Here is a 25,731-nt window from a genome sequence, read left to right as displayed (position 1 = left end):
ATTCAAACCGGCATTTCTGAAAGGGGATGTCAGCTGACGTGCAGCACAATACAGGTGATGTTATCTTTCGAGCCACCTTCCTGGGCTGACTTGACAATTTCTTCAGCCGCCTGTTGCGGGTCGTCATACTGACTGAGCAGTTCCTGCAGTTTCTCATCGGGAATTCCGTCGGTAACACCATCCGAACAAAGAATGATGCGATCCTGTGACTGCGGCGCCAGTTGCTGGGCCTGGGTTCCCGCACTGCCATCTTTGGTTCCCAGATACCGATAGAGCACATTTTTATAACGGTGCGTTAATGCTTCTTCCGGGGTGATTGTGCCTGCATCGACCAGTGCCTGGGTCAGCGAATGGTCGGTAGTCAGCTGATGCAGCTTTTCGTCTCGGAGCAGATAAACACGACTGTCACCAACTCCGCCGATAAAGAGTTCTCCGCCAACCTGAACCACGAAGACAATCGTCGTGCCCATGCTGCGACAATTGGGATCCAACTCGCCCAGAGCCATGATCTCACCATTGGCATGCGCGACAGCTTTGTCGATCGACTGCACAACCTCTCCTGTGGGAGTGGAATTAAAGTCGATGAGCTCGTCCAGTCGTTTGGGAATCAACTCGACTGCTAACTGGCTGGCTTTCTCTCCGGCACACTGTCCGCCCATACCGTCGGCAACCAGAAAATACTTCCGCGATTCATCAATGAAGAAATTATCTTCATTGTTCTCCCGGAAATTTCCCGTGATACTGACTTTGCCGTAACGAATTTCAACCATTAATGGGCCTGTATGTGCGTCGATGAAAAATCAAAAAGTGGCTACTCAATTTAGATGTCCGTAGGGGACACATGTGCGATTTCTGATAGTATCATAACATCTTTTTATGACGATGGAAATTTTAATAATGCCGTATCTGCTGGTTTTTTAGTGTCTTATGAAGCATTTCAGGGGCAGACCGTTTGCACCAGATCCCGGACTCCCAGGGTCGTGGCACAGATGAAGAGTTCGCCTGCTTCAAAACCGGCACTGGTGCCGACCAGCCGGTTCTGGCTCTCGACCAGGCGGTAGACACGTTTCTTTTCTGGAGGAAACTGCGACTGATAGGCGCGAATCGATTCCAGCTTCTGGTCCAGGGTTTCGGAAATATCGACCACGAACTGCCCGCTGCCTTCCGGGTAATTCAGTGAGCCGAAACCAAGGGGGTACCAGACCTGTTTCTGAATGGTATGCGGCTCCGTGTGGCTGAAGTGCTCATTCCATTTTGTCAGACGCGAATAGAAGACAGCAGCATCGGTAATCTGCATGGCCTGCCAGTGATCCGGGGAGGCCATGGGGGTTTTACCTGCCAGGCCCAGAACGACTTTGGGGCGGTATTTGCGAAACAGCGTTGCCAGCGCGACACGATTTTCAAAACTGTCAAACAACCGTCGGTTGGTCAGTTCCAGGGTTTCCCGGACTTGAATTCCCAGAATCTCTGCAGCCTTTCGGGCTTCCTCGAGACGATGTTCCGGCCCAGGGCTGAGAGGCGTGGGTTCACCATCAGTCAGGTCGATAATGCCGACCCGGTATCCCTGCTGGACCAGTTTGGCCAGAGTACCGCCACAGGCAATTTCGACATCATCGGGATGGGCACCTACGGCAATCACGTCCAGAGGTTCAGGCAGTTCTACGTTCATGGCGGTTATTCTTTATCACGTTCAAATATGATTGATGTTGACCGTTTATTTCTATGCCCGCTATTTTTCTGGAAGGGTCGCCCTGTACAGAACTTGATTGTGAGAATGGTTTCAGACAGGGGCGAAAGTTCGAGCAGTGAAAACTATTCTTTGTGCTGGAGACAGATTCGTCAATGATGTCTGTCGGATTATCTCAGGAAACGGATCAATCAAGTCCCGGACAGATTTCGATGTGACGGTAAGATGAATTTCAAGTGAATCATCTGGGGCACAGAGAACCGGCTGAGCTCACTGGTGACGAATCTTACTGTTCTGCGACCCGTTTTTCCGCTTCGATGATCACCTGTCTGGTCTCCTGAGGAGTGCTTGCCTCACGCAGCAGATCGACAAAATCGGGAAGTTGCAGCATTCGTCCCAGCCGCGCCAGCACAGAGAGGTGAGTCGCGGTGTCGGAGCAGATCACCAGGAAAAAGATGTCTGTCAGTCCGCCTCTGTCTGAGCCGAAAGGGATTCCCGAGAGTGTTCTGCCATAAGCGATAACCGGTTCTCCGACGGCATCGGAGAGTGGGTTACGGGGGTGCGGGATTGCAACGCCGTTGTCAAAGGCGGTCGGGTACGCTTCCTCACGTTCCTGGACAGCGGTCAGAACTGCTGACGGTTCCCAGATCTGCCAGGTTCGGCCGGCAATTTCAATCAGACTTTCCAGAACGGAGCGTTTGGTGCGGGCATCCAGGGGGACTTCCATCAACTCTTCAGGCATCAGGCTGCTGATCAAGTGCTCTGAATCCAATTGAGTTGTGGGGTGGGTCTGTTCTACGCGTTCCAACTCGGTGGTGGAATAGCTCCGCATCTCCTGTTCCAGCCAGTGTGTGATTTCGGTCGAGTTGAACAGCCATTCTCCGTTAACCTTACGGCCGGGAATTCTGCCCCGGCTTGCCAGTTTTTCCAACTCGCGTTTGTCACGACCTAGCTGTCTTGCTAAATCATCCAGGCTGTAAGATTCATGCTCCATCGCTGGTTACCATGTCTCTGAGGAGTTCCGAGACGGACTGATTCGGCGTATTTCTTCACCGCATACCGGAGAGCGGGGAATTGCATCAACTCATGAGACAGTCTGCTTACCAACTAAAGCAGGGAGTATGCGGGGAAGAAGATACTGGCTGGATTTTAGAAATTGGTGTGCTGCATCTGCAGATCGTCTCTGTCAACCATGGTAAACCAACAGGGAGTCCGGAATCAATCTACAGGCGCGATGATTCGCAGCAGTTCCGGGGAATGGAGGCCAAGTCGGTGTGCGACTATTCGTAGCGGGAAGACTCTACCTGAGTGAGTTGTCGCACTCGACTCAACAGAGATTCGTAGTCGGATTGCCAGATTTCTTCGGACCAGATTTCCAGGTCATAGAAACCTTTGTAGCCGGAATCATGGATCATCTCGAGCAACTGGTACTGCGGGAACTCGTCGGTCAGTTCTTCAGAGATGTCCCAGTCAGAAACTTGAACTGAGGCAATGAGTGGCATGATTTCGGAGAGTAACTGCACAGGGTTTTCTTCGTTGAGCAGCAATGCCGGTTCCAGCGCCAGGCCAACTGCAGGATGCCCGCAAGCATCAATCAGTTCCAGGTTCGCATGCAGAGAATTCAGAAACGTCCAGTGGCGGGACTGCGGGGAACGCATTGTTTTAAGTGCCAGCCGGGTCCCGGTGAGTGAGGCAACATCCCCCAGTCGTTTGAGAGCTTCCATGGTCAAGTCACGGGCGTGATTGAGTGTGTGTCCCGCTCGAGGTCCACTGGCGATCTGGATGGCAGAGGCGTTGACCTGACCACCAAAGCAGATCAGTTGGATCGCATCAGCAATGGCATCTTCAAACGCATATTCATTGCAGCCTGTAAATCCTCCAGCAAGGGAAACTGTGGAGACTTTCATTCCGGAATCGATGACCAGTTCAGCTGCCTCTGCAGGTTCGAGGTCCAGAACTTTTCGATTCCACAATCCAATCGCAGGAATGCCTGCCGAAAGCAGACCGTTCAAACTTTCTTTGAACGACCAGTGATAGGTAGTTATCTGGTTGATCGAAATACGCTCTGACAGCGAGAGTGATGGGCTGGCATGATCTGGTTTTATTGTGGAAGCTGGAGTTGAGAACGAACTGACTTTTTGCTGTGAGAGAAGCTCTTTAGTCACTCGGTCACCTGCTGTCTGGAGAGTAGATCAGGTCTATATTTACAATCAGAAAAAAAAACGATTGTGAATAACAAAAGTATCAGCCAGGGTTGCCCGGCTATTACGCTGCCAGATTTTTTATTCTGCTGACATCGAAACTGATACGGCAGAGCGTATCATAAGTAATCGCAATTATTTTTCCATACTAAAAAATAGAAAACAAGAATTGCTACCAACCAATATTGTCTATCGCGACAGAAAGTCAACCGACATCAAACAAGGTTTTATTGAGTTGAAAGAACTTTCTGTTTCTCTTCTGTCTGCCTGGGAAATATTATTTTAATGCTTGAAATATTCATGAGTTTCCGATTGCAATAATATTCTCGTAAGTGATTCATGAGTTTCCGAAACAGCAATCGTGGCAGGGATACAGCACACTGAGTAATTAGTTGTGATGTGGATTGATCATCAGTTTTACGCAGTGAAAATGCTGACGTGCACCCGTAGCGGTGAGTGATGTAGAGCGAGGCGCCGCATACTCAACCGCTCAATTATTTTCCACTGATGGCTTATACTTTGCCCAGCAGTGGGCAATTGTGGGCGCACTGTGATCCCGGTTATTCTCAAAAGATGAAAAGCCACTTAGCGTTGTCAATTCATTGTCAGTGAACGACAGAAGCAGGGGCTGGAATTCAGTCCCCTGCGATGCACATTCATTGCATTAAGTAGTGGTGATTTTCGTTTTGGGATCATCTGATACGTTGACCCACACATGCACGTGGGGGGCACCGCGATAATGCCAGACGAAGGAAGGGCCTTCCAGTCGCCAGATGTCCCAGGTTTCATCATTGCCGATATCTCCGGACTGATAGAAGGAGAGTCGGCACTGGTCCAGCCCACCCTGGGTATCAATGCACTTGCGCACTTCTTGCTGGTCTGAGGTTCGGAACGGTTCCAGTAACAGGCTGAGAACACTCTGCATTTCCTGTTTCTGGTCCTTAGTCATGTCGGCGATCTGCAGACCGGTGATCTGGTCGGCTGACTTTTTGAACTGCACTCGTGATTCCTGGGGAGCTTGAGGAATCAGTGCCTGTTTACGTTGTTTTCCATCCAGGATCTTGTAAACCTGATTGGCTTTGAGAGCCTGTTGCCAGAAAACATTTCCGGGATGATCTGGTTTTTCATTGAAGTCCTCTGCAGCATGACCATAAAAGATCGGGCCACCAAATGCCAGATGCTCGGCGCTGTCACCATCACAGCGAACCGTTGTGTGTCGGCCGGTCATTACAAACTGGAACTGGTCTGTACCAGGGGTTCCAAAAATGGCAATCGACTGTTCTTCACCGTAGCCTCCCTGATCGTCCAGTAGCTGCTGACGGATATTTTTGTGCCAGCTGGGATCAAAGTGACCGAAGAAGATGGCTTCAATCAGTTCCTGCTGGTCTTTGTTGTAGAAATCACTCGTGACATAAGGTTTGGTGATGTTCCAGTTGGCTTGGATTTTCTGGCGGAGCAGTCCTGATTTGCTCTTATGATCCCAGTCAAAACAGACTTTGGATTTCTGCGCCGGTGTGAGGCTTTCGTACAATTTTTTGACCAGTGGTTCTGGGGCAGTTGTTTTAGCTGGAGTATCCGACTGGCCTGCCAGTAGATGCTCTGCACCCAGAAGTGGAGATCCTGCCAGAGCGGCTCCCATGGTTCTGACGAAGTGCCGTCGAGAGATCTGCAGAAATTCGGGAGATTTATTATCAGCGGAGGAGCCAGGATTAAATTGCATAAGAGCACCAATCTTTTTTAAAGGGGAGAGGGTAGATTGTTCCGGTTCTAGGAACAGTTTATCAATCCCGGAACTTGACCGTCAAATAAAATTCACAGATCGCTGGGGATTGGAAGTTCGGTGTAGGCTTTGGTGGGCTGCCTGACAGACCCATTTAATCGTTATAGAAGTTCCTGAATGTAGCGAAATGCATGGAATTGGTGCTGGTATCCCCCCCGGGCCATTGTTAGTCTGATGGTGTGGCTTTGTGTTCAGAGAATGGGAGGCAGGCCATTTTTGAAAACTGGCAGATGGAGCGCCGGCCATAATTGAATGTTGATGAATGTGGGCTTAGAATAATTGATTCTTTATCTACATTTCCATAATCAGGTTCTTTTAACAGTCAAGTCGGGCAAAATCAGCGTGTTGTATTTCCATCATCGATCTCGGGAGAAGTGGAGACGGGAGACTGTCTGCGCCAGACCAGGTGTCTTGATCAGAAGCTGGTCCTCACTCTTGTTGACCTTGATGGCACTCTGTTTTCTCTCCAGCCCTGAAGCAGTATGGGCACAGTCTTCTACACCGGCTGAAGCACCGACTGAAAACGAGAAAAAGGCTCCTGGACCTGAAGCGAAAAAGGCACCACCCGCTCCCAAGACTTTGACTGGACCTGAGAAACTGCTCAATGGTGGTGATTTCTGGGATCACTGGAAATTCGTCAGTGAAGAATCGAAGGAAACTGATCCGAATGTGACCTGGAAAGTGGTGAGTGGCGGGCAGGATCAACCCAGCGTTTTAACGTGTACCGGGAAGCCTTACGGTTACATTCGCACCCAGAAGACATACGAAAATTTTCAGTTCAGCATGGAGTGGATGTATCCGGGTGATCCAAATGCCAATAGTGGCATCCTGCTTTTCACGGCAGAGCCTGATAAGGTCTGGCCCAAAGCATTTCAGGTACAGTTGCATCGACCGGAAGCTGGTTTCGTGTTTCCTACTCCCGGAAGTGGTGCGAAATCTGCCAACAAGCTTTCGCCGACTACTCCGCTGGATCTGCCTGTCGGGAAATGGCACAAGTGTGTGTTGACCTGTCGCTCCGGAAGTATTTCGGTGATGATCAACGGCATCAAGCTGGGAGAGGTCACAGGTTGCGACCCCAGCAAAGGGGCCATCGCGCTGCAGAGTGAAGGTTCCGAAATTCACTTTCGTAATCTGGTTGTGGAAGAACTGGCTCCCGCCCCGGCCCCGGAGTCTCCCACCAAGCCAAAGAAAAATGGCGAATCCTGAAAAGCGAAGCTCAGGACTTTGGTTGTCTCAGGACCAGTGTCGGGCAGGGGGCATGTCGCAGGACTCGCTCAGCTACAGATCCCAGTGCCAGTCGGGTGATGCCTGTATAGCCGTGTGAGGGGATGACAATCAGGTCCATCCCCTTTTCTTTCGCGTAGTCAGCGATTTTAATACCAGGGTCTCCGATCAGGGTTTCGAAGGTGATACCTTCAATCTGATGTTTCGCGAATTCTTTTTTTGCCAGTTTGTTGACGTGATCAGTTCGTTTTTCATCGGTCAGTCCGCCGAACAGCACGCCTGGGGAAACCAGGTCCAGCGGGATCATCACATGCACGACGGTCACCAGTGCCGGGTCTTCTGCAATTTCAATGGCTTTCTTGATGGCTTCCAGAGAGGTTTCTGAGAAATCGATGGGAACCAGAATTTTTTTGCCATGAAAGTAGCTCATGATGTCATGCTTTCCTGAATGGGAGAGAGTGAAGACAAACGACCGTTTTAATTATATGTAATCGACGTCAGGGGCAACAGCACTGTTAGAGATTTACGACAGGTCAATTACTGGCCTGCTCATCGAATTCCCCAGTCTTGTAACGGCTCCAGTATTTATCCAGTTCCTGTTTGACCCTGTTAGAGAGCAGCAGCACACCCAGGATGTTAGGAAAGGCCATGCCCAGGATCATCAGGTCGCCGAAGTCAAGTACGTTGGTCGCGGAGACAATGGAACCCAGGACTACGAATACCAGGAACAGAATTCGATAAGCCATGGATACTTTCTGGCTGTCGCCGAACAGAAACGCCCAGCATCGCTCTCCATAGTAAGACCAGGAGATCATTGTTGAGTAGGCAAAGAGAATCACTGAGACAGAGAGCACATATTTAAAATACGGGATCTGTGAGTCCATTGCTTCTGCTGTCAGGGCAGCACCTTCATTGGACGCGATCAGGTCTGCATATTGCGGATCGTTATAAGCACCTGTGATGATAATAACCAGTGCGGTCATTGTGCAGATTACGATGGTGTCGATGAAGGGGCCCAGAGAGGCTACGATTCCCTCGCGGACGGGATATTCGGTTTTGGCGGCTGAGTGAGCAATCGCTGCCGACCCGACGCCAGCCTCGTTGGAGAAAGCCGCACGCTGGAATCCGATGATCAGCACGCCCATGATTCCGCCATACAGTGCATCCGGGTTAAAGGCACCTTCGATGATGGCCATAAACGACGCCGGAACTTTCTGGATATTCAGGATAATGATCGCCATTCCAGCCAGCACATAAATACCGCACATGAAAGGGACGATTTTTTCCGTGGTTCGGGCAATGCTGCGAATGCCGCCGATAATCACAATCCCGACAAAGATCGCCATTAACAGGCCGTACACCCAGCTGTTTTCTTTGAGTAAGGGAAAGGTCTCTGCTACAGCACCCAGAGATAGTTTCACCTGAAAGGCATTTCCCCCTGCCAGTGAGCCGCCGATACACATGACGGCAAACAGGATGGACAGGAAACCTCCGAGGCCTTTTAAAAAGGCATTTCCGGGGAACTGTTGAGTTAATCCGGTAGACAGGTAGCACATCGGCCCCCCCATCACGCGACCGTCAGGATTGATGCGTCGATAGATCTGGGCGAGAGTACATTCTGCGAATTTCGAAGTCATGCCGAGTAGGCCGGCGAGCATCATCCAGAACATGGCACCAGGGCCACCCGTACTGATCGCCACTGCCACCCCGGCTATATTTCCCAGGCCCACGGTGGCAGACAGGGCGGCGGTTAAAGCCTGGAAGTGAGTGACTTCGCCTTCGTCTTCAGGGTTATCATATTTCCCCAGGACCAGCAGGATTGCGTGCTTGAATGCGCGGATATTAATGAAGTTCATTCGTAATGTGAAATATGTGGCACCGATCACCAGCCAGAGTACTGCCAGCGGGACTCCCGTTCCCTTTTCGATTTGCGTCGGTGTGATGGGGACAGGATAAAAAATGATTTTCGCCAGAATACCGTTGAACTTTCCGAATAGCTCATCCACCTTTTGTTCAACCAAAGCAAACCCACCTGTGGCAGGTTTGTCTTCCTCGGCTTCAGCTTTTTCCAAAGCGGTTTCCAGCGATTCGGTTTGCTGTTCCGCTTTGGCTGGCTGCTCGGCGGGGGAGTCCTCCTGTGCCTGGCTTGGGGAGGCTAACCCTCCACAGAAGATCAGGATTAAAGCTGTCATTAACAGGGGGCGCAAGATAACGGGGGCAGGTAGCCTTTGGTATTTCATTTTCAGTCGGTTCCCATTTGCAGGTAACATTGGTCGGCGGTTGACTCCGATTTCATCCGTTGTCTGTCTCCAGGTACAGTTCCCAGCGACAGAGTCTGGGGTGTGTTACAGCATTTCTTGAGAAAATGAGTTCAGGATGGTAGTAAAGTGGGTCTGATGATAGGACCAGGTTTGAGTGGTCCTGAAAAGCGCTACTCCGAATCAGGCGACCCTGATTGTTGTATGATACTATCAAATATAGATTTACGTTCCAAGACGATTCTGGAAAAACGCGCGAATTCCCGGGTGATTTTGAAACTGGATCTCAATTGATCAATTTTGACAATATTGGTTGTCAAAAATAATAAATCTGCCTAGGATGCTGTTATAAAGAACGAATTAAACAGGTGCTGACCCTCCGGCATAATCCGAAGTAGGCGAGCCTGATAAGTTTTCTCGAAACTGTTACCCCTTATCACTTTAAGAGAGCACGACCAATGCGCGTTTCAATTGATGAAAATGATCGTAGCTTTCTGCTGGGGCTTAATCGTCTCAAGTCTGCCACTATTCAAGAGATTTGTGATCAGGAAGGCGTGACGGCAACGGCAGTCCGTCAACGGCTTGTGCGTTTACAGGGATTAGACCTGATTGCACGCACCCAGGTGAAAGAGGGACGAGGACGTCCCCATTACACCTATTCCGTGACCAGTCTGGGCATGCGGCTGTTGGGCGATAACTACGCTGAGCTGGCCAACATCCTCTGGGATGAGCTCAAGGGGATCGAGAATGAAGAATTACGCTGCCGCCTGGCTTCCCGTATTCAGACAGCACTGGTGCAGCAGTATGGAAAACATGTGGATGCACCTTCCCTGCAGGGGCGGATGGAGCAATTGAAGCAGGCTCTGGAAGAACGCGGGTTTGTCGTAGAACTGGATCATACCGGTCCATTACCAATCCTCCGGGAACATAACTGTCCCTACCACGATATTGCCAGTGCAGACGCTTCGATTTGTGAACTGGAGCAAAGAGTCTTCGAACGCGTGCTCGGTACCAAGATGCATCTCTCCGAATGCTGTCTGGACGGGCATCATTGCTGTGAATTTGAAGCACAGACAAGTTAATTGAACACAATTCCGTTTTATGAGGTTTCCGAATTCGAGTCGAATTCTGAATGACAGGATGAATTACGAAAAATGAGTTTGTTGAAAATTACCGACCTGCATGTCTCAGTCAGTGGCACACCGATCCTCAAGGGGGTCAACCTGGAAATCAATCAGGGTGAGATTCATGCTTTGATGGGACCCAACGGTTCCGGTAAAAGCACGCTGGCCTATGCAATGGCTGGCCATCCAAGTTATGAAATCACTCAGGGTAAAATCGAAATCGATGGCACGGATATTTCGGAACTCGATCCGAATGAACGTGCTCGCCTCGGGCTGTTTCTCGCGTTTCAGTATCCTGTCGTGATTCCAGGAGTCAAAGTCGCCGACTTTCTGCGGCATGCGATGTCTAATGTTCGGGATCCGGAACGGAAAGAAGGCGAAAAGCTGATTCCGATGCGTGAGTTCCGTAAGGAACTGCGTGAGCAGATGAACGACCTGGGCATGGATCTCGAGATGGCTCGCAGATACCTGAATGAGGGTTTTTCGGGTGGTGAAAAGAAGCGGATGGAAATTCTGCAACTGGCTCTACTCAAGCCCAAGTTCGCCGTATTGGATGAAACTGACAGTGGTCTCGATAGTGATGCGGTGAAAGTCGTGAGTGAAGGGTTGAGTCGACTCTCCGGTCCGGAGATGGGCGTCTTGATCATTACGCACCATGAGCGGCTTCTGGAATTCAACGAACCGCAGTTTACACATGTGATGCTGGCGGGGCGGATTGTGGAAACCGGCGATGCCCGGCTGGCTGCTGAGCTTCACGAACACGGCTATAAGAGTATTCGCGAACGTCATCCCGAAGCAGCTGCAGAGGAAGTATCTGAAACCGTTGAGCCTGTGTAGTTGACTGGCAGTGTTTTAGTAGCAGATAAAAAAGCGATCGAGTTTAAAACTAAACATCCTCAACATTGAGAGATGTATCCGTTAATACAAAGTGGGAGATGTTGAAATGGCAACCAGGTTGGATACCAATTCGGAAAATGAAAGCGTTGATATTGGTGAATACCAATACGGGTTTCATGATCCCACCGACAAATATGTATTCACCGGCAAAAAAGGTTTGAATGCGGAAATCGTCGCCCAGATTTCTGAGATGAAAAACGAACCGGCCTGGATGCGGGAATTTCGTTTGAAGTCATTTGAGATTTTCGAACAGAAACCGACTCCCGAGTGGGGTGGAAATTTATCCGAATTGAATTACCAGGACATTCACTATTTCGTTCGCGCCTCAGAAGGACAGGGGCGCAGCTGGGATGAAGTACCTGATGACATCCGGAAAACTTACGACCGCCTGGGAATTCCCGAAGCAGAAAAGAAATTCCTCTCGGGAGTCAAAGCCCAGTACGAATCCGAAGTCGTATATGGAAGTCTCCAGGAAGACCTGGCGAAGCAGGGCGTAATCTTCACTGACACCGATTCGGCACTGCGTGATCATCCTGAGCTGTTGAAAGAATATTTCGGCACCATCATTCCACCCGACGACAATAAGTATGCTGCTTTGAATTCGGCTGTCTGGTCTGGTGGTTCATTCGTGTATGTGCCACCCGGAGTTCATATCGAATTTCCTCTGCAGGCCTACTTCCGCATTAACTCGGAAAACATGGGGCAGTTTGAACGGACGCTGGTAATCGTCGATGAAGGGGCTTCCTGCCACTACGTCGAAGGCTGTACTGCTCCGACTTACAGCTCGGAAAGTCTGCACTCTGCTGTTGTGGAAATCATCGTGAAAAAAGGCGGACGCTTCCGCTATACCACGATTCAGAACTGGTCGAACAACGTCTATAACCTGGTGACCAAGCGGGCATTTGCCTATGAAGATTCGCTGATGGAGTGGGTCGACGGGAACCTGGGTTCTAAATTGACCATGAAATATCCCGCCATCTATCTGATGGGGGAAGGTGCCCGTGGAGAAACTCTCTCTATCGCCTTCGCCGGCAAGGGGCAGCATCAGGACGCTGGTGCGAAAATGGTGCACTGTGCTCCAAATACGTCCAGCCGCATTATTTCCAAGAGTATTTCCAAAGATGGCGGCCGTTCCAGCTATCGTGGTCTGGTGAAGGTTGATCCTAAGGCGGATCGCTGTAAATCCAACGTGGTCTGCGATGCCCTGCTGCTGGATCCGGAAAGCCGTAGTGATACATACCCCTACATTGAGATCGAAGACAATGACGTGGCAATCGAGCACGAAGCCAGCGTTTCCAAGATTGGTGAAGAACAGCTGTTCTACCTCATGAGCCGCGGCTTAACCGAGGCGGAAGCATCATCCATGATCGTCACTGGATTCATTGAGCCTCTCGTTAAAGAATTGCCCATGGAATATGCAGTCGAAATGAACCGACTGATTGAATTACAGATGGAAGGTTCGATTGGTTAATTCCCGAGGTAAGACTCAGGAGTTCAGTTTCATTATTCAAGTCATCAACTGGTTGTCAGTGAGCATGGCCCCTGGCCGAATTGACTCGCACTGATTCCGATATTGAAAGTAAAACAGAGAGTACAATGAGCACTCCGTCCGTGAATACGTCTGCTGAAATTCCCGCCGGTTTTGGTGAAGCAGCATTTGAAGCATTTCTGGCCACGCGTGACGAGCCAGCCTGGGTTACCGAATCCCGGCGTCAGGCATTTCAGCGTTACCGCGAGCTTCTGGAAACGGAACTCGATCCGGAAGAGTGGCGACGTGTCGATTTACGTGCCCTGCGTCCGGACCGCTTTCAGTTGTGTGCTGCACAGACTGAACAGTCAGTTGCACCGGAAACGGAAACACTGCTCACCGGACAGGCTGATTTTGCTGGTCATGTGAAGCACACAGATGGGCAGTTGATCTCCAGCGAAATGTCGGAAGAACTGGCGGCTAAAGGAGTGATTTTTGGCGACCTCGCGACAGTGGTTCGCGAACATGGCGAATTGATTCAGCCCTACTTTATGACCCGGGCCGTTGACAGTCAGCGTGATCGCTTTTCCGCATGGCACGCCGCATTCTGGACCGGTGGTACCGTTCTGTATGTGCCTCGTAATGTAATCGTGGACGCTCCACTTCATAGTCTGATCACACTCCAGGCTGACAAGGCAGCTGACCTGAGTCACACGCTGGTCATTTTGGAAGAGGGGGCTTCCGCAACTCTGTTGGAAGAAACTGCTTCCGTGAGCGATGATCTGCTCGGGCTGCATGTGGGGGCCGTTGAACTAATTCTCGCCAAAGAGGCACGCCTGCGATACGTCCAGTTGCAGAATTGGAATCATAAGGTGTGGCATGTTGCCCATCAGGCGGGACGAGTCGAAAATAACGGCTTCCTGCAGTGGACCGTCGGAGGAATCGGTGCCAAGCTGGCTCACATCCATCAGGATGTCGTCCTGGATGGCCGCGGCTCAGAAGCTGAAGTCAATGGCGTCACCTTCTCGACTGATAATCAGATCCATTCGTTCTACACGCAACAGTCGCATAATGCAGCCGAGACCCGTTCTGACCTGCTGTATAAGCAGGTACTGCGCGACCAGGCTCGTGCCATCTGGCGAGGGATGATCCGTGTTGAAAAAGAAGGCCAGCAGACGAACGGCTATCAGCGTAACGATTCTCTGATGCTTTCCCCCACATGTCGAGCCGACGCAATTCCAGGGCTGGAGATCGAGGCAGACGATGTACGCTGTACACATGGCGCGACCGCCGGGCGCGTTGATGAAGAGCAGATCTTCTATTGTATGTCACGAGGCATGTCCGAGTATGAGGCCATGCATATGATCGTGGAAGGTTTTTTCCAGACCGTGTTCGATCGAATCCCTGTCGAAGCCGTCCGTGAGACGCTGAATCAGGCGATTATCAAAAAATTGGGTTTTGGTCGGTAAATTTTCACTGGATACAGACAATAGAGTAATAGACAAATGCTCGACTTTGAAGAAATCGCATCCATTGACGATTTTCAGGATGCTGACCGGCTGGAAGTATTCGTTGAGGATACTCCCGTGCTACTGATTCGTGTGGGTGACCACTACTTCGCGATTGAAGATGTATGTACTCATGATGGTCAGCCATTAACTGATGGGTGTATTGAAGAGGGGGCGATCGTTTGTCCCCGCCATGGTGCTCGGTTTGATTTGCAGACCGGCAAAGCACTCTGTATGCCTGCCACCAAGCCCGTTCGTACATTTGAGCTAGAAGTCAGAGATCGTAAGATCTTTGCTAGACCTAACTAATGACTTCTTGTGCGTGTTTTATCGGGCTTTTTCAGGTCGTATTCAATTAAAGCAAGAACTAATGCCTCTGAGAGGCTGTAATCTAATAATCATATTATTAAGCAGAATTACTGAGTTTTCTTCGCAAACTTATAAGGTTCTGCTTGGTATCAGGTAAATTTAAAAAGTGATCGAAACAGGGCGTCATCACTTCCAAGAGGAGAAGCAGAACCATGTCCGATGAATCCAGAGACGAGACTGGAGAAAAGAAAGAAGAGAATCAGCTACCGGTATTCTCAGCTTTCAAAGGGGTAGGAGGCGATGATGCGCTGGTTGAAGCGTTGAAACAGGTCATTGATCCCGAGTTAAACATCAATATCGTGGATCTGGGACTCGTTTATGAAATTCTTCGGTCGGAAGATGATCCGTCCAAGGTTACCGTTTCTATGACGTTAACCAGTCCTGCCTGTCCTGCTGGTCCGCAGATTATCACGCAGGCCAAGATGGCGCTGGAGAGAGTGGATGACGTGAATGAAGCAACCATCCAGCTGACAATGACTCCGCCCTGGTCTCCTGACTTGATGACTGACGATGCCCGCGATGAACTGGGGATTTTCTAGACGCGATGTATAATGCGACGAATGGCTGAATGCTCGCCAGCCATTCCGGTTGCCTGTCTGAATGATGCCGCCGCTCGTTTGGAAAAAAGCTGTGCTCAGCTCATTTTCTTGATCAGGAGCTCTCTGACAACTTTTGCATCAGCTCCTTTGATTTCCCGCATTACCTGGCCAATCAGTGCCCCAACCGCAGCCTGTTTGCCGCTCTGGAAGTCGGCGACGGCTTTCTCGTTTTTCGCAACAACTGCCTCGACGATCGCTTCCAGTTCTCCGGTGTCTGATACCAGGCCCAGGCCTTTTTCCTCAATCACAGCCTGAATTCGCTCAACGCTTGCGGCGTCTTCTTCCAGCAGAACCTGAAATACAGTGCGGGCACTTTTGATTGTGATTTCACTGGCTTCCACTTTCTGGAGTAAGGCTGCCAGCACTTCAGGGCGGATGGGGAAGTCGGCGATCTGACAGCTCCGCTCGTTTAATTCCCGCTGAACATCCTGGGTGACCCAGTTCGCAGCCTGTTTGCCGTTGCTGCATCCCTGAGCTACCGTCTCGAAGTAGTCTGCAAAAGCGATCCCCTGATCGATAATGACTGCAGCGTCGTAGGTAGAAAGCCCATAGTCGGCTTCGAAGCGGTTTCTGCGATTCGCGGGGCATTCACAAAGTTCGTTCATGACCTCTTCGCGTTCTGCATCGGTTACCGTAACCGGGGCCAGATCGGGATCTGGGAAGTAGCGATAGTCGGCTGCTTCTTCTTTGCCGCGCTGACCCAGTGTGACCCCTCGGTCTGCGTCCCAGCCCCGAGTTTCTTTGGGAACGTCTTTTATGCTCTGCCCGGTTTTCTGCCATTCTTCCCACTGGCGTTTGACTTCGTACTCAATCGCCTGTTCGACCCCTCGGAAGCTGTTGAGGTTTTTGATTTCGACAATCGGTGTGGCGATCGCATCGCCGTTTTCCTGGTGGATGTGCAGGTTCACGTTGGCATCGCAGCGCAGGCTCCCTTCCTGCATATTGCAGTCAGAGACATCAATGTATGTCAGGAGCAGTTTGAGTTCTTCCAGGTATTTGCGTGCTTCCTGTGCCGAGCGCAGATCGGGCTCGGAAACGATCTCCACCAGGGGAGTGCCACACCGGTTGAGGTCGACTTTACTGTCCTGGCCCCGTCCTGATTCGTCGTGACTGTTTTTTCCGGCATCTTCTTCGAGGTGGGCACGGATGATGCCCACTTTTTTCGTTTCTCGCGTTTCCGGCTCGATTTCGATTTCCAGCCAGCCATTCTGGCTCATGGGGAGATCGTACTGGCTGATCTGATAGGCTTTGGGCAGGTCTGGATAATAGTACTGTTTACGGTCCCATTTGGTGAAGGACGGGATTTCACAGTTGATGGCCAGGCCGGTTTTCATGCCTAAGCGAAACGCTTCACGGTTCAGCACTGGCAGTGCACCGGGCAATCCCAGGCAGACAGGGCAGGTCTGTGTGTTGGGCTGGTCCGGGTTGAACTTAGTGGAGCAACCGCAGAAAAGTTTGGTTCTGGTCTGTAACTGCACGTGGACTTCAAGACCGATGATCACCGTATAGTCCATGATGTCACGCTACCCTTTATATCAATGTCTGAGAAATTCAAGTTTCGTATTGTCTGGTTTGCCAGGATTCGTTGAGGATCAGGCTGGTCGTCGCTCGTGCCAGTCTGTTTCCCGTTCGAACATGCGGGCAGCTCGCAGGAGCCGTTCTTCTTCCAGCGGCGGTGCGAGCAGTTGCAGTCCAATCGGTAGCTGATCCTGGCTCATGCCTGCGGGAATAGAAATGCCGGGAACTCCTGACAGGTTGGCACTGGTGGTGAAAATGTCGGCCAGATACATCGCCAATGGATCATCGATCAGTTCGCCAATCTTGAAGGCGGGAGTGGGAGTGACCGGTGTGGCAATAATGTCAACATTCTGGAATGCCTGTTCGAAGTCATTGCGGATCAGGCGTCTGACTTTGAGTGCCTTGAGGTAATAGGCATCGTAATAGCCTGATGACAGGGCATAAGTCCCCAGCATGATCCGACGTTTCACTTCGTCACCAAATGCTTCACCCCGGCTGGCGGCATACATGTCGACCATGTCTTCAAACTGGTCAGCGCGACGCCCGTAGTGCACCCCGTCATATCGGGCGAGGTTACTAGATGCTTCTGAAGGGGCAATAATGTAATAGGTGGCAACGCAGTATTTCGCGTGTGGCAGTTCAATCGGAATCAGTTCCGCACCCAGAGATTTATAAACATCAAGGGCCGCCTGAGTGGCTGCTTTGACCTCTTTATTCAGGCCCTCGACATGCTGATCTTCCAGGTAGCCGACTTTGAGGTTTTCCAGTGGCTGTTCCAGGTTTGTCGTGTACTCGGGGACGGGGGAGTCCAGGCTGGTGGTATCCCGCTGATCTTTTCCTGCAATCACTTCCAGCAGCAGAGCAGCGTCAGTGACGTCTCGTGAAAAGGGGCCGATCTGGTCGAGTGAGCTGGCGAATGCGACCAGACCATAACGGGAGACGCGGCCATATGTTGGCTTCAATCCTACGACACCACAAAAGCTGGCTGGCTGACGAATTGAACCACCGGTGTCGCTGCCCAGCGATAGAGGACTGAACCCGGCAGCAACCGCAGCAGCAGAACCACCGCTGGATCCGCCGGCAGCGTGGGCTGTATTCCAGGGGTTCGCGGTCGTTTTGAAAGCGGAGTTTTCAGTCGAAGAACCCATGGCGAATTCATCGAGGTTGGTTTTGCCAATCAGTATGGCGTCGGCAGCTTTGAGTTGCTCGACGATGTGTGCATCATAGGGTGGCTGAAACTGTTCCAGCATCCGGCTGGCACACGTTGTGGCGCTTCCCTTTGCGCAGATGTTGTCTTTAACTGCGACCGGGATTCCGGCCAGTTTTCCCAGCGGTTCACCTGCCTGACGTTTGCGGTCCACTTCACGAGCTGCATTCAAAGCGGCTTCCTGCTGGATCGAAAGGAATGCATTGATGTCACCATCGCGCTGGGAAATCGCTTCCAGGCAGGCGGCGGTGATCGCTTCGCTCGTGAGTTCTCCCGCGTTCATTTTTGCCAGCAGATCGCTGGCAGTGGCTGACGTGATTGACATGGGATGTTCGGTCTCCCTGTAAGTTGGAAAGGCCCGACTTGTCAGCAAGTCGGGCCTGGAGATGATTGCTTTGATGTACTCAATGTTCAAGCCGCCGGCCGATTACAGGATCGCGGGTACGAGGAAATACTTTCCATCGGTCTGGGGAGCATTGGACAGCGCCTGTTCCCGGGGCAGGCTTTCGCGAAGCTCGTCTTCCCGAAAGACATTGGAGATCTCGATTGCATGCGCCATCGGCTCGACAGACGATGTATCCAGCTCATCCAGCATGGCGATGTATTTCAGGACGGACCCCATCTGTGTTCCCAAGGCCTCCAGCTCTGTTTCGGAGAGCTTCAGGCGGGAAAGGTTCGCCACTTTTTCAACTTCTTCACGGGTGAGTTGCGTGCTCATCGTGTGTGGCTTTCAGCAGAAGGGCCTGTTAGGTGGCAGGCAGGCTGAATGGCTTACGAGCGACGGCTTTGGTCACTTTGCCAGAGCGGATGCACTGAGTGCAGACCCGCTGCGTCTGTACGCTGCCACCAACCTGAACCCGGATTTTCTGCAGGTTCGGACGGAATACGCGCTTCGAGACACCGGTTGTCTGACGACCGTTACCACCCAGGTACTTATATTTACCACGCTGGCGAACGCGATTACCGATTACGGGAGTTTTGCCACAGGCATCACACTTTTGACCCATTTGTACACTCTTTGTCTATCTAGTGGGTTCTGAAATTATTCAGCTCGAGCTGATTTCAATTGACGTAAAGCGACCGCAGACGAATAGATTCGGCCATTTGAAGAACCCAATAGTATATTTGCCCGGTCTGAGAATGCAACCGATGCTGCTGACTTATCATTTACTGCACCGGGAAAAATTGAAAAATGTGTCCCCAAAATGATTCTGGAGAATTGAAAATTGTACTATTGGGGACAGTTTTTTTGAAAATCGCCCCCATCGTATTCCTGATCGGCAGGAGTTGAAAAGGTGTTAAGTCTCAATATGAAAGGGTATTACGGAAAATGTAAAAAAGAATCTCTGTGATTGGCACGCGAATCGCATTTGTCTTTATGGCATGAGACATGAGTCGCTTGTGGACAGGTCGACTTTGACTCAGGTAAACCAAACTATGACAACCAGATTCAGTTTAAATAATAAGTAAGGAGTGATGATCATGCTGGTTTTGACACGGAAGTTGGCTGAAGGAATCCGAATTGGTGACGACATCCTGGTGAAAGTGATTCGGACGGGAAAAGGTTCCATCAAAATCGGCATCGATGCACCCGACGACATGCGTGTGGTTCGGGCAGAACTGTTTGACGAGGAACTGGAGATTGAGAGCAAGCCGGTTGTCAAAAGCCTGGGAAAGCATCAGGACAGCGACGGCCTGTCTGAGTCCAATACCCTGGGGACGCTGTCTGTCGTCGAGGCAGCCCGTCTGGTTTGTTAATCCATGAACAGATCGCTGCTGACATGGCGTCGCCCAGGGGGGGATTTTTACCAGGGTGGTTGTGTTCCGAGGAGTAAAGACAGCTCTGGCGAGTAGTAGCGATGCGGTGAGGAAGAGATGTACGACGAAGCAGGGGACTGTAGTAACAGGAGTGGCTTGGATGGGTTGTTAACGTGAAGTGACAAGTGATTCCGGTTGACTGCAGCTCTTTGTGGGCAGGAAATGATCGAATCCTGATGGTTTTCTGTGTTGTCATTAATTACCGGGTGTTCCAATCTGATGGTCAGTGTGTATGTGGGGTAGGTTGACTGTCATTTGAAGAACACCCGGTAATTTTTTGCGCGCTGGAAAAAGAGAACAGCTGTCTGGCAGACGCTCCCTGCCAATCGCGATTGACGATTGGCATCTCGAGTGATCATAATCAATTAGAAGGGTTGTAATGCGCTGTAGAACTCATTCACCACAGAACTGACATTAGAAAAGGCGGATTCCGCGATGCCCGTTCACGTAGATTATCTGGTGCTGGGCTTAGGGGGCATGGGGAGCAGTGCCCTGTATCATTTAGCGCGTCGGGGCTTGAAGGTGCTTGGAGTTGAGCAGTTTGGTATCGCTCATGACCGGGGCAGCTCGCACGGCGAAACGCGTATCATTCGCAAAGCATATTTCGAGCATCCCGATTACATCCCCCTGCTGCAGCGGGCTTATTCTCTGTGGGAAGATCTCGAGCAGGAATCCGGAAAGTCGCTGTTGAATCTGTGTGGGTTGATGGTCGCCGGTCCTCCTGAAGGCGATGTCATTAAGGGAGTGCATCTCGCGGAAGAGAGACACGGCGTTCAGGTGGAAACACTGGAGCCGGCCGAGGCACGGAGGCGCTTCCCCGGCTTTCAGCTTCCAGAGGGCTTTGAAGTTACCTTTGAACCCGAGGCGGGTTTTCTGCACGTCGAAGACTGTGTGCAGACTCACATGGATTGTGCACTCAACCATGGTGCGCAGATCGTATTGCACGAGCCAATTGAATCGTTACTTGTGACTGAAGCGGAAATCGAAATTCAGACTGCGAATCAGCACTGGGTGGCCGAAGGCGTGATTGTCACTGCGGGGGCCTGGGCTGGTGAATGTCTCAAGGACCTGCAGCTTCCACTGGAAGTTGCCCGCAAGGTCCTGTTCTGGAATCCGGTTCAAAACCCGGTTTACAATTTGGATCAGGGGGGATGCGGTTTCCTCTGCCAGATGCCCTTTGGTGAGTTTTATGGGTTCCCTTCACTGGATGGTAAAACAGTAAAGCTGGCGGAGCATTCCGGTGGAGACCTGGTGACCGATCCGACTAATGTGAATCGAGAGCTTTTAGAGTCGGACTCCACTTCAATAGGCCGTTTTGTGGGCGAAGTGATGTCAGGGCTGAGTCCTGAACCCGAGCGGCACGCCGTCTGTATGTATACACGTTCTGCCGACCGGCACTTTATTATCGATCAGCACCCTCGGAACAAGCGGCTGGTATATGCAGCAGGTTTCTCAGGGCATGGATTTAAATTCGCCTCGGTTATGGGCGAAATCCTGGCCGATCTGGTGACCGAAGGCAGAACCAGTCACCCGATCGAATTTCTGAGAGCGGATCGATTCCAAGGGGCTGGAAACTAGTCAGCTGGACTGGCGGGAAGGATGTGTCCCATCTTATCCCGTTTGGTCTGCAGGTAGAATTCGCGATCTTTGTGTGGTGGCGCTACAATCGGCACCTGCTCTACCACTTCCAGATTGAATCCGGTATAGACGTCGGAATCGGTCTTCTTGGGATTATTCGTCAGCAGACGGACTTTGGTCAGTCCCAGATCTTTGAGGATCTGCACACCCACGGTGAAGTCGCGGCTGTCCGCCTTGAAGCCGAGCTGGATATTGGCTTCAACGGTGTCATAGCCCTCATCCTGCAATACGTAGGCTTTCAGCTTGGGGATAAGTCCGATGCCACGGCCCTCCTGTGGGAGATAGACCACAGCACCGGTTTTTTCGCGGCAGATTGCGTCCATTGCCATGTGCAGCTGGTCGCCGCAGTCACACCGGAGCGAATCCAGCAGGTCGCCGGTAAAGCAGGAAGAATGCATGCGAACCAAAGGAGCTTCTACGGATGAGAGGTCCCCCCAGACCAGCGCCACAGGTTGCTGACCTTCATGCTCGACCGAGTAGCCAATAACCTGGACGGTACCGTAATTCTTGGTATTGATGGGAACTTCGACTTCGCGGTGGACCAGCTTTTCGCTGATGTAGCGATGTCGGATCACCTCAGCGGTAGAAATGATGGGGATGTCAAACTCTTCGGAAATCTCTTTGAGTTCCTCAGCATCCGCCATGCCGAAGCCCTTTTGGCTCAGGATTTCAATCAGCACACCGACCGGTTTCATGCCTGCCATCTGTAAAAGGTCACCGGTGGCTTCGGTATGACCGGCTCGACGAAGAATTCCGCCCTGTTTGGCAAGCAGGGGGTGAATGTGCCCCGGACGGACAAAGTCGCTGGCCTGGGCGTTCTCATCGCTGAGTGCCTTGATCGTAATGGCACGGCACTCGGCACTGACCCCGGTGCCACTGTCTTTGTGGTCGATGGGAATCAGAAACTGGGTCTGGTTGGGGGCTGTGTTTTCTTCAGGGCCGACAATCGGGTTTAACTGTAAGCGGTTTGCAACCTCTTCCGGCAGCGAAACGCAAAGCTCACCACTCCCATATCGCAGCAGGAACTGCACGATTTGAGGGGTAATTGCCTCAGCGGCGACTATGAAATCTCCTTCGTTTTCCCGTTCGCTGGAGTCCGTCACAATGACCGGTTTGCCTGCCTGCAACTGCTTGAAGACATGCTGGATTTTGGGAAGCGGGGAATCTTGTTTAGGAGAATCAGACATGGGAGTGCTTCAATGCCGCCGGTAATTGAAAAAATATGGAATCTTAAAAAATTCTCCTGCGGAAAGGTCCGACAGTTAAATCTTATGCTAGCTTTATTCTATAGAAGAGTGTTTGACTGGCAATCATAGAAATCCGCTTTTTGTCAGAACGCTTTGATTCAAACTGAAAACGGGAGTTTCGCCCCTGTTTTAAAGAGGGGAGACTTTGGTCTGGATCTGCCACCCGGGAGATTTCAACTGGTTATACCAGTCATGACGCTTCCAGTTGTGTCAGGGTTCAGTTTGACTTGTTTCAGATTTGAGTGTGTTCATATGTTCGTAAATATATGAGAAGCGGTTTTAAAATGTTGACAATTCAATCAACTTTGATACATTGAAGTATTAGGAAAACTCTGTTAAGAAATTAGAGTGCTCCTGCCCACAACGATTAGCCAGATGGTGAGGACTGTCTGGTGAACTTACCTACAAAAGCTTACCTGACCAAAACCAACCAAAGCGTTTGCCATAATCAATCGTAATTGAGAGTAGCGTCTGCCTGAGATCTCGCAAACTGGATTGCCGACAGACCTCATCAAAGAACAACTCAGTCACACAGGAGTTTGACGTATGGACTTCCGAATTCAAGGCTCTCGGACCCCTCAGATCCTTATGCTCAGCGGCGTGCTGGCCCTGTTGCTTGCCAGTGGAGCAGGCATTACAGAAGTTCGCGCTGCCACCGCAGAAAAAGCAAAAGTGGATTTCAAGGAACTCCAGATCGGTCCACATGCAGGTGGTTTTGAAAAACTGCAACTGCGGGGTCCGGACTCACGTCAGCAGGTCATCGTGACCGGCGTGCTGCCGACTGGCAAACTGCTGGATGTGACTCGTGACGTAACCTTCAAGGTTGCCAACCCTGAAATGGCAACGATTTCCACTGACGGCTATCTCACTCCACTGAAAGATGGCGAGACCAGCCTGGTCGCGACATCCAAAGATGGCAAGACTGCCTCGATTCCTGTCGCTATCAGCGGCATCGCGACTCCGGATGCCATCAACTTCAAAAACCAGGTTGTGCCCATCTTTACCAAATTGACCTGTAACAGTGGTGGCTGCCATGGTAAGGCCAGTGGTCAGAATGGATTCAAACTGTCATTGCTCGGTTTTTATCCTGAAGATGATTATGAGTTCCTCGTTAAAGAAGGCCGTGGCCGTCGTCTGTTTCCAACTTCACCAGCGGAAAGCCTGCTGTTGATGAAGGGGACAGGTGTGACTCCTCATGGTGGTGGAAAGCTGATCAAGCAGGATTCTTACGAATATCGACTGCTCTACCGTTGGATTGAGCAGGGCATGCCTTACGGGAATGAAAGTGACCGGAGCGTTGCTTCAATCAAATGCTATCCTCCTACCCGCACCATGGGGCAGGAAGAGGAACAGCAGATTTCCGTCATCGCAACCTACTCAGATGGTTCTACAGAAGATGTGACCCGGATGGCTCTGTTTGAAGCCAACGATACGGAAATGGCCGAAGTCAACAAAACCGGTCTGGTCAAAACATTGAAGCTCTCTGGTGAAGTCGCCATTATGGCACGCTATCAGGGGCAGGTCTCAACCTTCCGTGCTACGATTCCTCTGGGTATCGAAGTCGCAAATCTTCCCGAAAAGAAGAATCTGATCGATGAAGCCGTCTTTGGTAAACTGAAAGAACTGGGGATTCCACCTTCACCAGTTGCCGATGATGCGACCTTCATGCGTCGCGTGTATATCGATATCACAGGTGGTACTCCGAGTGAAGAAGAAGTCAAGAGCTTCCTGGCCGACAAGGATCCTGCCAAGCGGGATAAGCTGATTGATAAACTGATCGACAGCCCTGCCTACGCGGATTACTTTGCCAACAAGTGGAATATGGTTCTGCGGAATAAAAAACTGCAGCCCGTTGATATTGCTGGTACGAACGCCTTCTATCAGTGGATCTGGGACAGCCTTTACGAAAACAAGCCGTACAACGAATTCGTCGGTGACATTCTCTCCGCTTCCGGTGAGTTCCGTCAGAATCCGGCTGTAGTCTGGTATCGTGAAGTAAACACCGTTGAAGAGCAGGTTGAAGATACCGCCCAGTTATTCCTGGGTCTGCGAATTCAATGTGCCCGTTGTCATCACCATCCCTTCGAAAAATGGAGCCAGGATGACTACTATGGTCTGGCTGCCTTCTTCAGTCGGGTGGGAAGTAAAGATCCGACCATCGGTTCAATCGGAACCCGTGGATTCCGCGACAAACGTGTTTACCACAAAGAAGGGGTTGCGACCGCCAAGAATATCCGTTCTGGTGAAAGCCTGAAACCAACCGCGCTGGGAATGCAGCCCATGGAAATCAGTCCGGAACGTGATCCCCGTGTCGCTCTGGTACAATGGCTTTCACGAACGGACAATCCGTTCTTCGCGAAAGCACTGGTAAACCGCTACTGGAAACATTTCTTCGGTCGCGGCATTGTTGAGCCTGAAGATGATATGCGGGCCACAAACCCACCTGCAAACCCCGAACTGCTGGATGGTCTGGCCAAACACTTTGTTGAGAGTGGTTTTGACCTGAAAGAACTGGTACGTCAGATTTGTCGTTCCAATGCTTACCAGCTCAGTTCTCTGCCCAACGAATATAACCTGAAAGACAAGCAGAACTTCTCCCGTTATTACCCCAAACGACTCACGGCAGAAGTACTGTATGACGTCTTCCATCAGGTAACAAACTCCTCGCAGCGATTCTCTGGTCTGCCCGCTGAAACAAAGGCAATCCAGATTACCGATGCGACATCTGCTCCTTACTTCCTCAAGGTGTTCGGTCAGCCACAGGCAGATACTGCCTGCGAGTGCGAACGTTCTCAAAGTGCCAACCTGGCTCAGAGTCTGCACCTGCTGAACAGTAAGGAAGTCCAGGACAAAATCACCGGCGCTTCCGGTCGGGCTGCCATGCTCGCCAAGGATACGAAACGTACCGATGAAGAAAAGGTCAATGAACTGTATCGCTGGGTTTATGCCCGTGCTCCCAAGGATGAAGAAATGAAATTTGCTCTGTCCTACATCGCTCGGCATAAAGAGAAACCCCAGATCGCCTACGAAGATATTATCTGGGCGTTGATCAACACTAAAGAATTCCTGTTTAACCACTAAATTGGAATTCTGATAAATCTCTCTGAAATTTAAGCTGGCAGCCATTTTAGGTTTAGACAGGGGCTGTCAGCTTTTTTAGAATAAACTTCAGTAATCCCAGACTAACG

Annotated in this window: 22 protein-coding genes; 10 read left to right on the top strand and 12 right to left on the bottom strand. The window is 51.0% G+C overall.

All coding sequences use genetic code 11. From position 1 onward, the window contains the following. Window positions 1-29: 29 nt before the first annotated feature. The 5 genes from FYZ48_RS14140 to FYZ48_RS14120 form a co-directional block, all read right to left on the bottom strand. Window positions 30-770, bottom strand: coding sequence for a PP2C family protein-serine/threonine phosphatase (locus tag FYZ48_RS14140; protein ID WP_149341403.1), 741 nt, complete (start codon window positions 768-770; stop codon window positions 30-32). 167 nt (window positions 771-937) lie between these two features. Next, the gene (locus tag FYZ48_RS14135; protein ID WP_145037344.1) at window positions 938-1,669 is read right to left on the bottom strand and encodes a PIG-L family deacetylase; all 732 of its coding nucleotides are present in this window, start codon (window positions 1,667-1,669) and stop codon (window positions 938-940) included. A gap of 304 nt (window positions 1,670-1,973) precedes the next feature. Continuing rightward, window positions 1,974-2,681 carry a PTS sugar transporter subunit IIA gene (locus FYZ48_RS14130; protein WP_149341401.1) on the bottom strand — a complete coding sequence of 236 codons (708 nt, stop codon included), beginning with the start codon at window positions 2,679-2,681 and terminating at the stop codon, window positions 1,974-1,976. Between the two features lie 286 nt (window positions 2,682-2,967). Continuing rightward, window positions 2,968-3,852, bottom strand: coding sequence for a sugar phosphate isomerase/epimerase family protein (locus FYZ48_RS14125; RefSeq protein ID WP_149341399.1), 885 nt, complete (start codon window positions 3,850-3,852; stop codon window positions 2,968-2,970). A 700-nt stretch (window positions 3,853-4,552) separates the two neighbouring features. After that, entirely contained in the window at window positions 4,553-5,608 is a 1,056-nt protein-coding gene (locus tag FYZ48_RS14120; RefSeq protein WP_149341397.1) for a DUF3500 domain-containing protein, read from the bottom strand. A gap of 507 nt (window positions 5,609-6,115) precedes the next feature. On the opposite strand from FYZ48_RS14120, the gene FYZ48_RS14115 reads away from it, so the two are divergent. Further along, on the top strand, window positions 6,116-6,874 hold the full coding sequence (locus FYZ48_RS14115) for a 3-keto-disaccharide hydrolase (RefSeq protein ID WP_149341395.1): 759 nt from the start codon (window positions 6,116-6,118) through the stop codon (window positions 6,872-6,874). A 10-nt stretch (window positions 6,875-6,884) separates the two neighbouring features. On the opposite strand, the gene FYZ48_RS14110 is transcribed toward FYZ48_RS14115, so the two are convergent. Both FYZ48_RS14110 and FYZ48_RS14105 read right to left on the bottom strand, forming a co-directional pair. Beyond that, complete coding sequence (locus tag FYZ48_RS14110) at window positions 6,885-7,322, bottom strand: universal stress protein (protein WP_149341393.1); 438 nt, start codon at window positions 7,320-7,322, stop codon at window positions 6,885-6,887. Window positions 7,323-7,425: 103 nt separating this feature from the next. Beyond that, window positions 7,426-9,084, bottom strand: coding sequence for an alanine/glycine:cation symporter family protein (locus FYZ48_RS14105; RefSeq protein ID WP_149341390.1), 1,659 nt, complete (start codon window positions 9,082-9,084; stop codon window positions 7,426-7,428). Between the two features lie 524 nt (window positions 9,085-9,608). Between FYZ48_RS14105 and FYZ48_RS14100 the strand changes: the two genes are divergently transcribed. The 6 genes from FYZ48_RS14100 to FYZ48_RS14075 all read left to right on the top strand — a co-directional run bounded on the left by FYZ48_RS14100 (window position 9,609) and on the right by FYZ48_RS14075 (window position 15,055). Further along, window positions 9,609-10,232: a helix-turn-helix transcriptional regulator gene (locus FYZ48_RS14100; RefSeq protein WP_149341388.1), complete on the top strand. Its 624-nt coding sequence runs from the start codon at window positions 9,609-9,611 to the stop codon at window positions 10,230-10,232. Between the two features lie 72 nt (window positions 10,233-10,304). After that, window positions 10,305-11,111, top strand: a complete 807-nt coding sequence (gene sufC / locus FYZ48_RS14095) for a Fe-S cluster assembly ATPase SufC (RefSeq protein ID WP_149341386.1) — start codon at window positions 10,305-10,307, stop codon at window positions 11,109-11,111. A gap of 106 nt (window positions 11,112-11,217) precedes the next feature. Beyond that, window positions 11,218-12,642: a Fe-S cluster assembly protein SufB gene (gene sufB, locus FYZ48_RS14090; RefSeq protein WP_149341384.1), complete on the top strand. Its 1,425-nt coding sequence runs from the start codon at window positions 11,218-11,220 to the stop codon at window positions 12,640-12,642. Between the two features lie 125 nt (window positions 12,643-12,767). Then, complete coding sequence (sufD, locus tag FYZ48_RS14085) at window positions 12,768-14,108, top strand: Fe-S cluster assembly protein SufD (RefSeq protein ID WP_149341382.1); 1,341 nt, start codon at window positions 12,768-12,770, stop codon at window positions 14,106-14,108. A gap of 36 nt (window positions 14,109-14,144) precedes the next feature. Continuing rightward, window positions 14,145-14,456, top strand: a complete 312-nt coding sequence (locus FYZ48_RS14080) for a Rieske (2Fe-2S) protein (RefSeq protein ID WP_149341380.1) — start codon at window positions 14,145-14,147, stop codon at window positions 14,454-14,456. A gap of 212 nt (window positions 14,457-14,668) precedes the next feature. Then, on the top strand, window positions 14,669-15,055 hold the full coding sequence (locus tag FYZ48_RS14075; protein ID WP_149341378.1) for a metal-sulfur cluster assembly factor: 387 nt from the start codon (window positions 14,669-14,671) through the stop codon (window positions 15,053-15,055). A 95-nt stretch (window positions 15,056-15,150) separates the two neighbouring features. Here the strand turns inward: FYZ48_RS14075 and gatB are convergent, their stop codons facing one another. The 4 genes from gatB to rpmB form a co-directional block, all read right to left on the bottom strand. Beyond that, window positions 15,151-16,629 (bottom strand): Asp-tRNA(Asn)/Glu-tRNA(Gln) amidotransferase subunit GatB, encoded by a 1,479-nt coding sequence (gene gatB / locus FYZ48_RS14070; protein ID WP_149341376.1) that lies wholly within the window; start codon window positions 16,627-16,629, stop codon window positions 15,151-15,153. 78 nt (window positions 16,630-16,707) lie between these two features. After that, window positions 16,708-18,165 carry an Asp-tRNA(Asn)/Glu-tRNA(Gln) amidotransferase subunit GatA gene (gatA, locus tag FYZ48_RS14065; protein WP_149341374.1) on the bottom strand — a complete coding sequence of 486 codons (1,458 nt, stop codon included), beginning with the start codon at window positions 18,163-18,165 and terminating at the stop codon, window positions 16,708-16,710. Between the two features lie 102 nt (window positions 18,166-18,267). Continuing rightward, window positions 18,268-18,558 (bottom strand): Asp-tRNA(Asn)/Glu-tRNA(Gln) amidotransferase subunit GatC, encoded by a 291-nt coding sequence (gene gatC, locus FYZ48_RS14060; RefSeq protein ID WP_149341372.1) that lies wholly within the window; start codon window positions 18,556-18,558, stop codon window positions 18,268-18,270. Window positions 18,559-18,586: 28 nt separating this feature from the next. Then, window positions 18,587-18,847, bottom strand: coding sequence for a 50S ribosomal protein L28 (gene rpmB / locus FYZ48_RS14055; RefSeq protein WP_145037375.1), 261 nt, complete (start codon window positions 18,845-18,847; stop codon window positions 18,587-18,589). Window positions 18,848-19,322: 475 nt separating this feature from the next. On the opposite strand from rpmB, the gene FYZ48_RS14050 reads away from it, so the two are divergent. Together FYZ48_RS14050 and solA are read left to right on the top strand one after the other, a co-directional pair. Then, complete coding sequence (locus FYZ48_RS14050) at window positions 19,323-19,598, top strand: carbon storage regulator (protein ID WP_149341370.1); 276 nt, start codon at window positions 19,323-19,325, stop codon at window positions 19,596-19,598. Between the two features lie 495 nt (window positions 19,599-20,093). Further along, entirely contained in the window at window positions 20,094-21,236 is a 1,143-nt protein-coding gene (gene solA, locus FYZ48_RS14045) for an N-methyl-L-tryptophan oxidase (protein ID WP_149341368.1), read from the top strand. Here solA and ribA read toward each other — a convergent pair. After that, the gene (gene ribA / locus FYZ48_RS14040) at window positions 21,233-22,483 is read right to left on the bottom strand and encodes a GTP cyclohydrolase II (protein WP_187782025.1); all 1,251 of its coding nucleotides are present in this window, start codon (window positions 22,481-22,483) and stop codon (window positions 21,233-21,235) included. The genes solA and ribA overlap by 4 nt on opposite strands. A gap of 606 nt (window positions 22,484-23,089) precedes the next feature. On the opposite strand from ribA, the gene FYZ48_RS14035 reads away from it, so the two are divergent. After that, the gene (locus FYZ48_RS14035) at window positions 23,090-25,624 is read left to right on the top strand and encodes a DUF1549 domain-containing protein (protein ID WP_242022654.1); all 2,535 of its coding nucleotides are present in this window, start codon (window positions 23,090-23,092) and stop codon (window positions 25,622-25,624) included. Window positions 25,625-25,731: the final 107 nt, after the last annotated feature.

The organism is Gimesia chilikensis, assembly GCF_008329715.1.
Taxonomy (GTDB): domain Bacteria; phylum Planctomycetota; class Planctomycetia; order Planctomycetales; family Planctomycetaceae; genus Gimesia; species Gimesia chilikensis.
The sequence above is the reverse complement of the archived record's forward strand: the minus strand, read 5'-3'. Positions and strand labels throughout refer to the sequence as shown.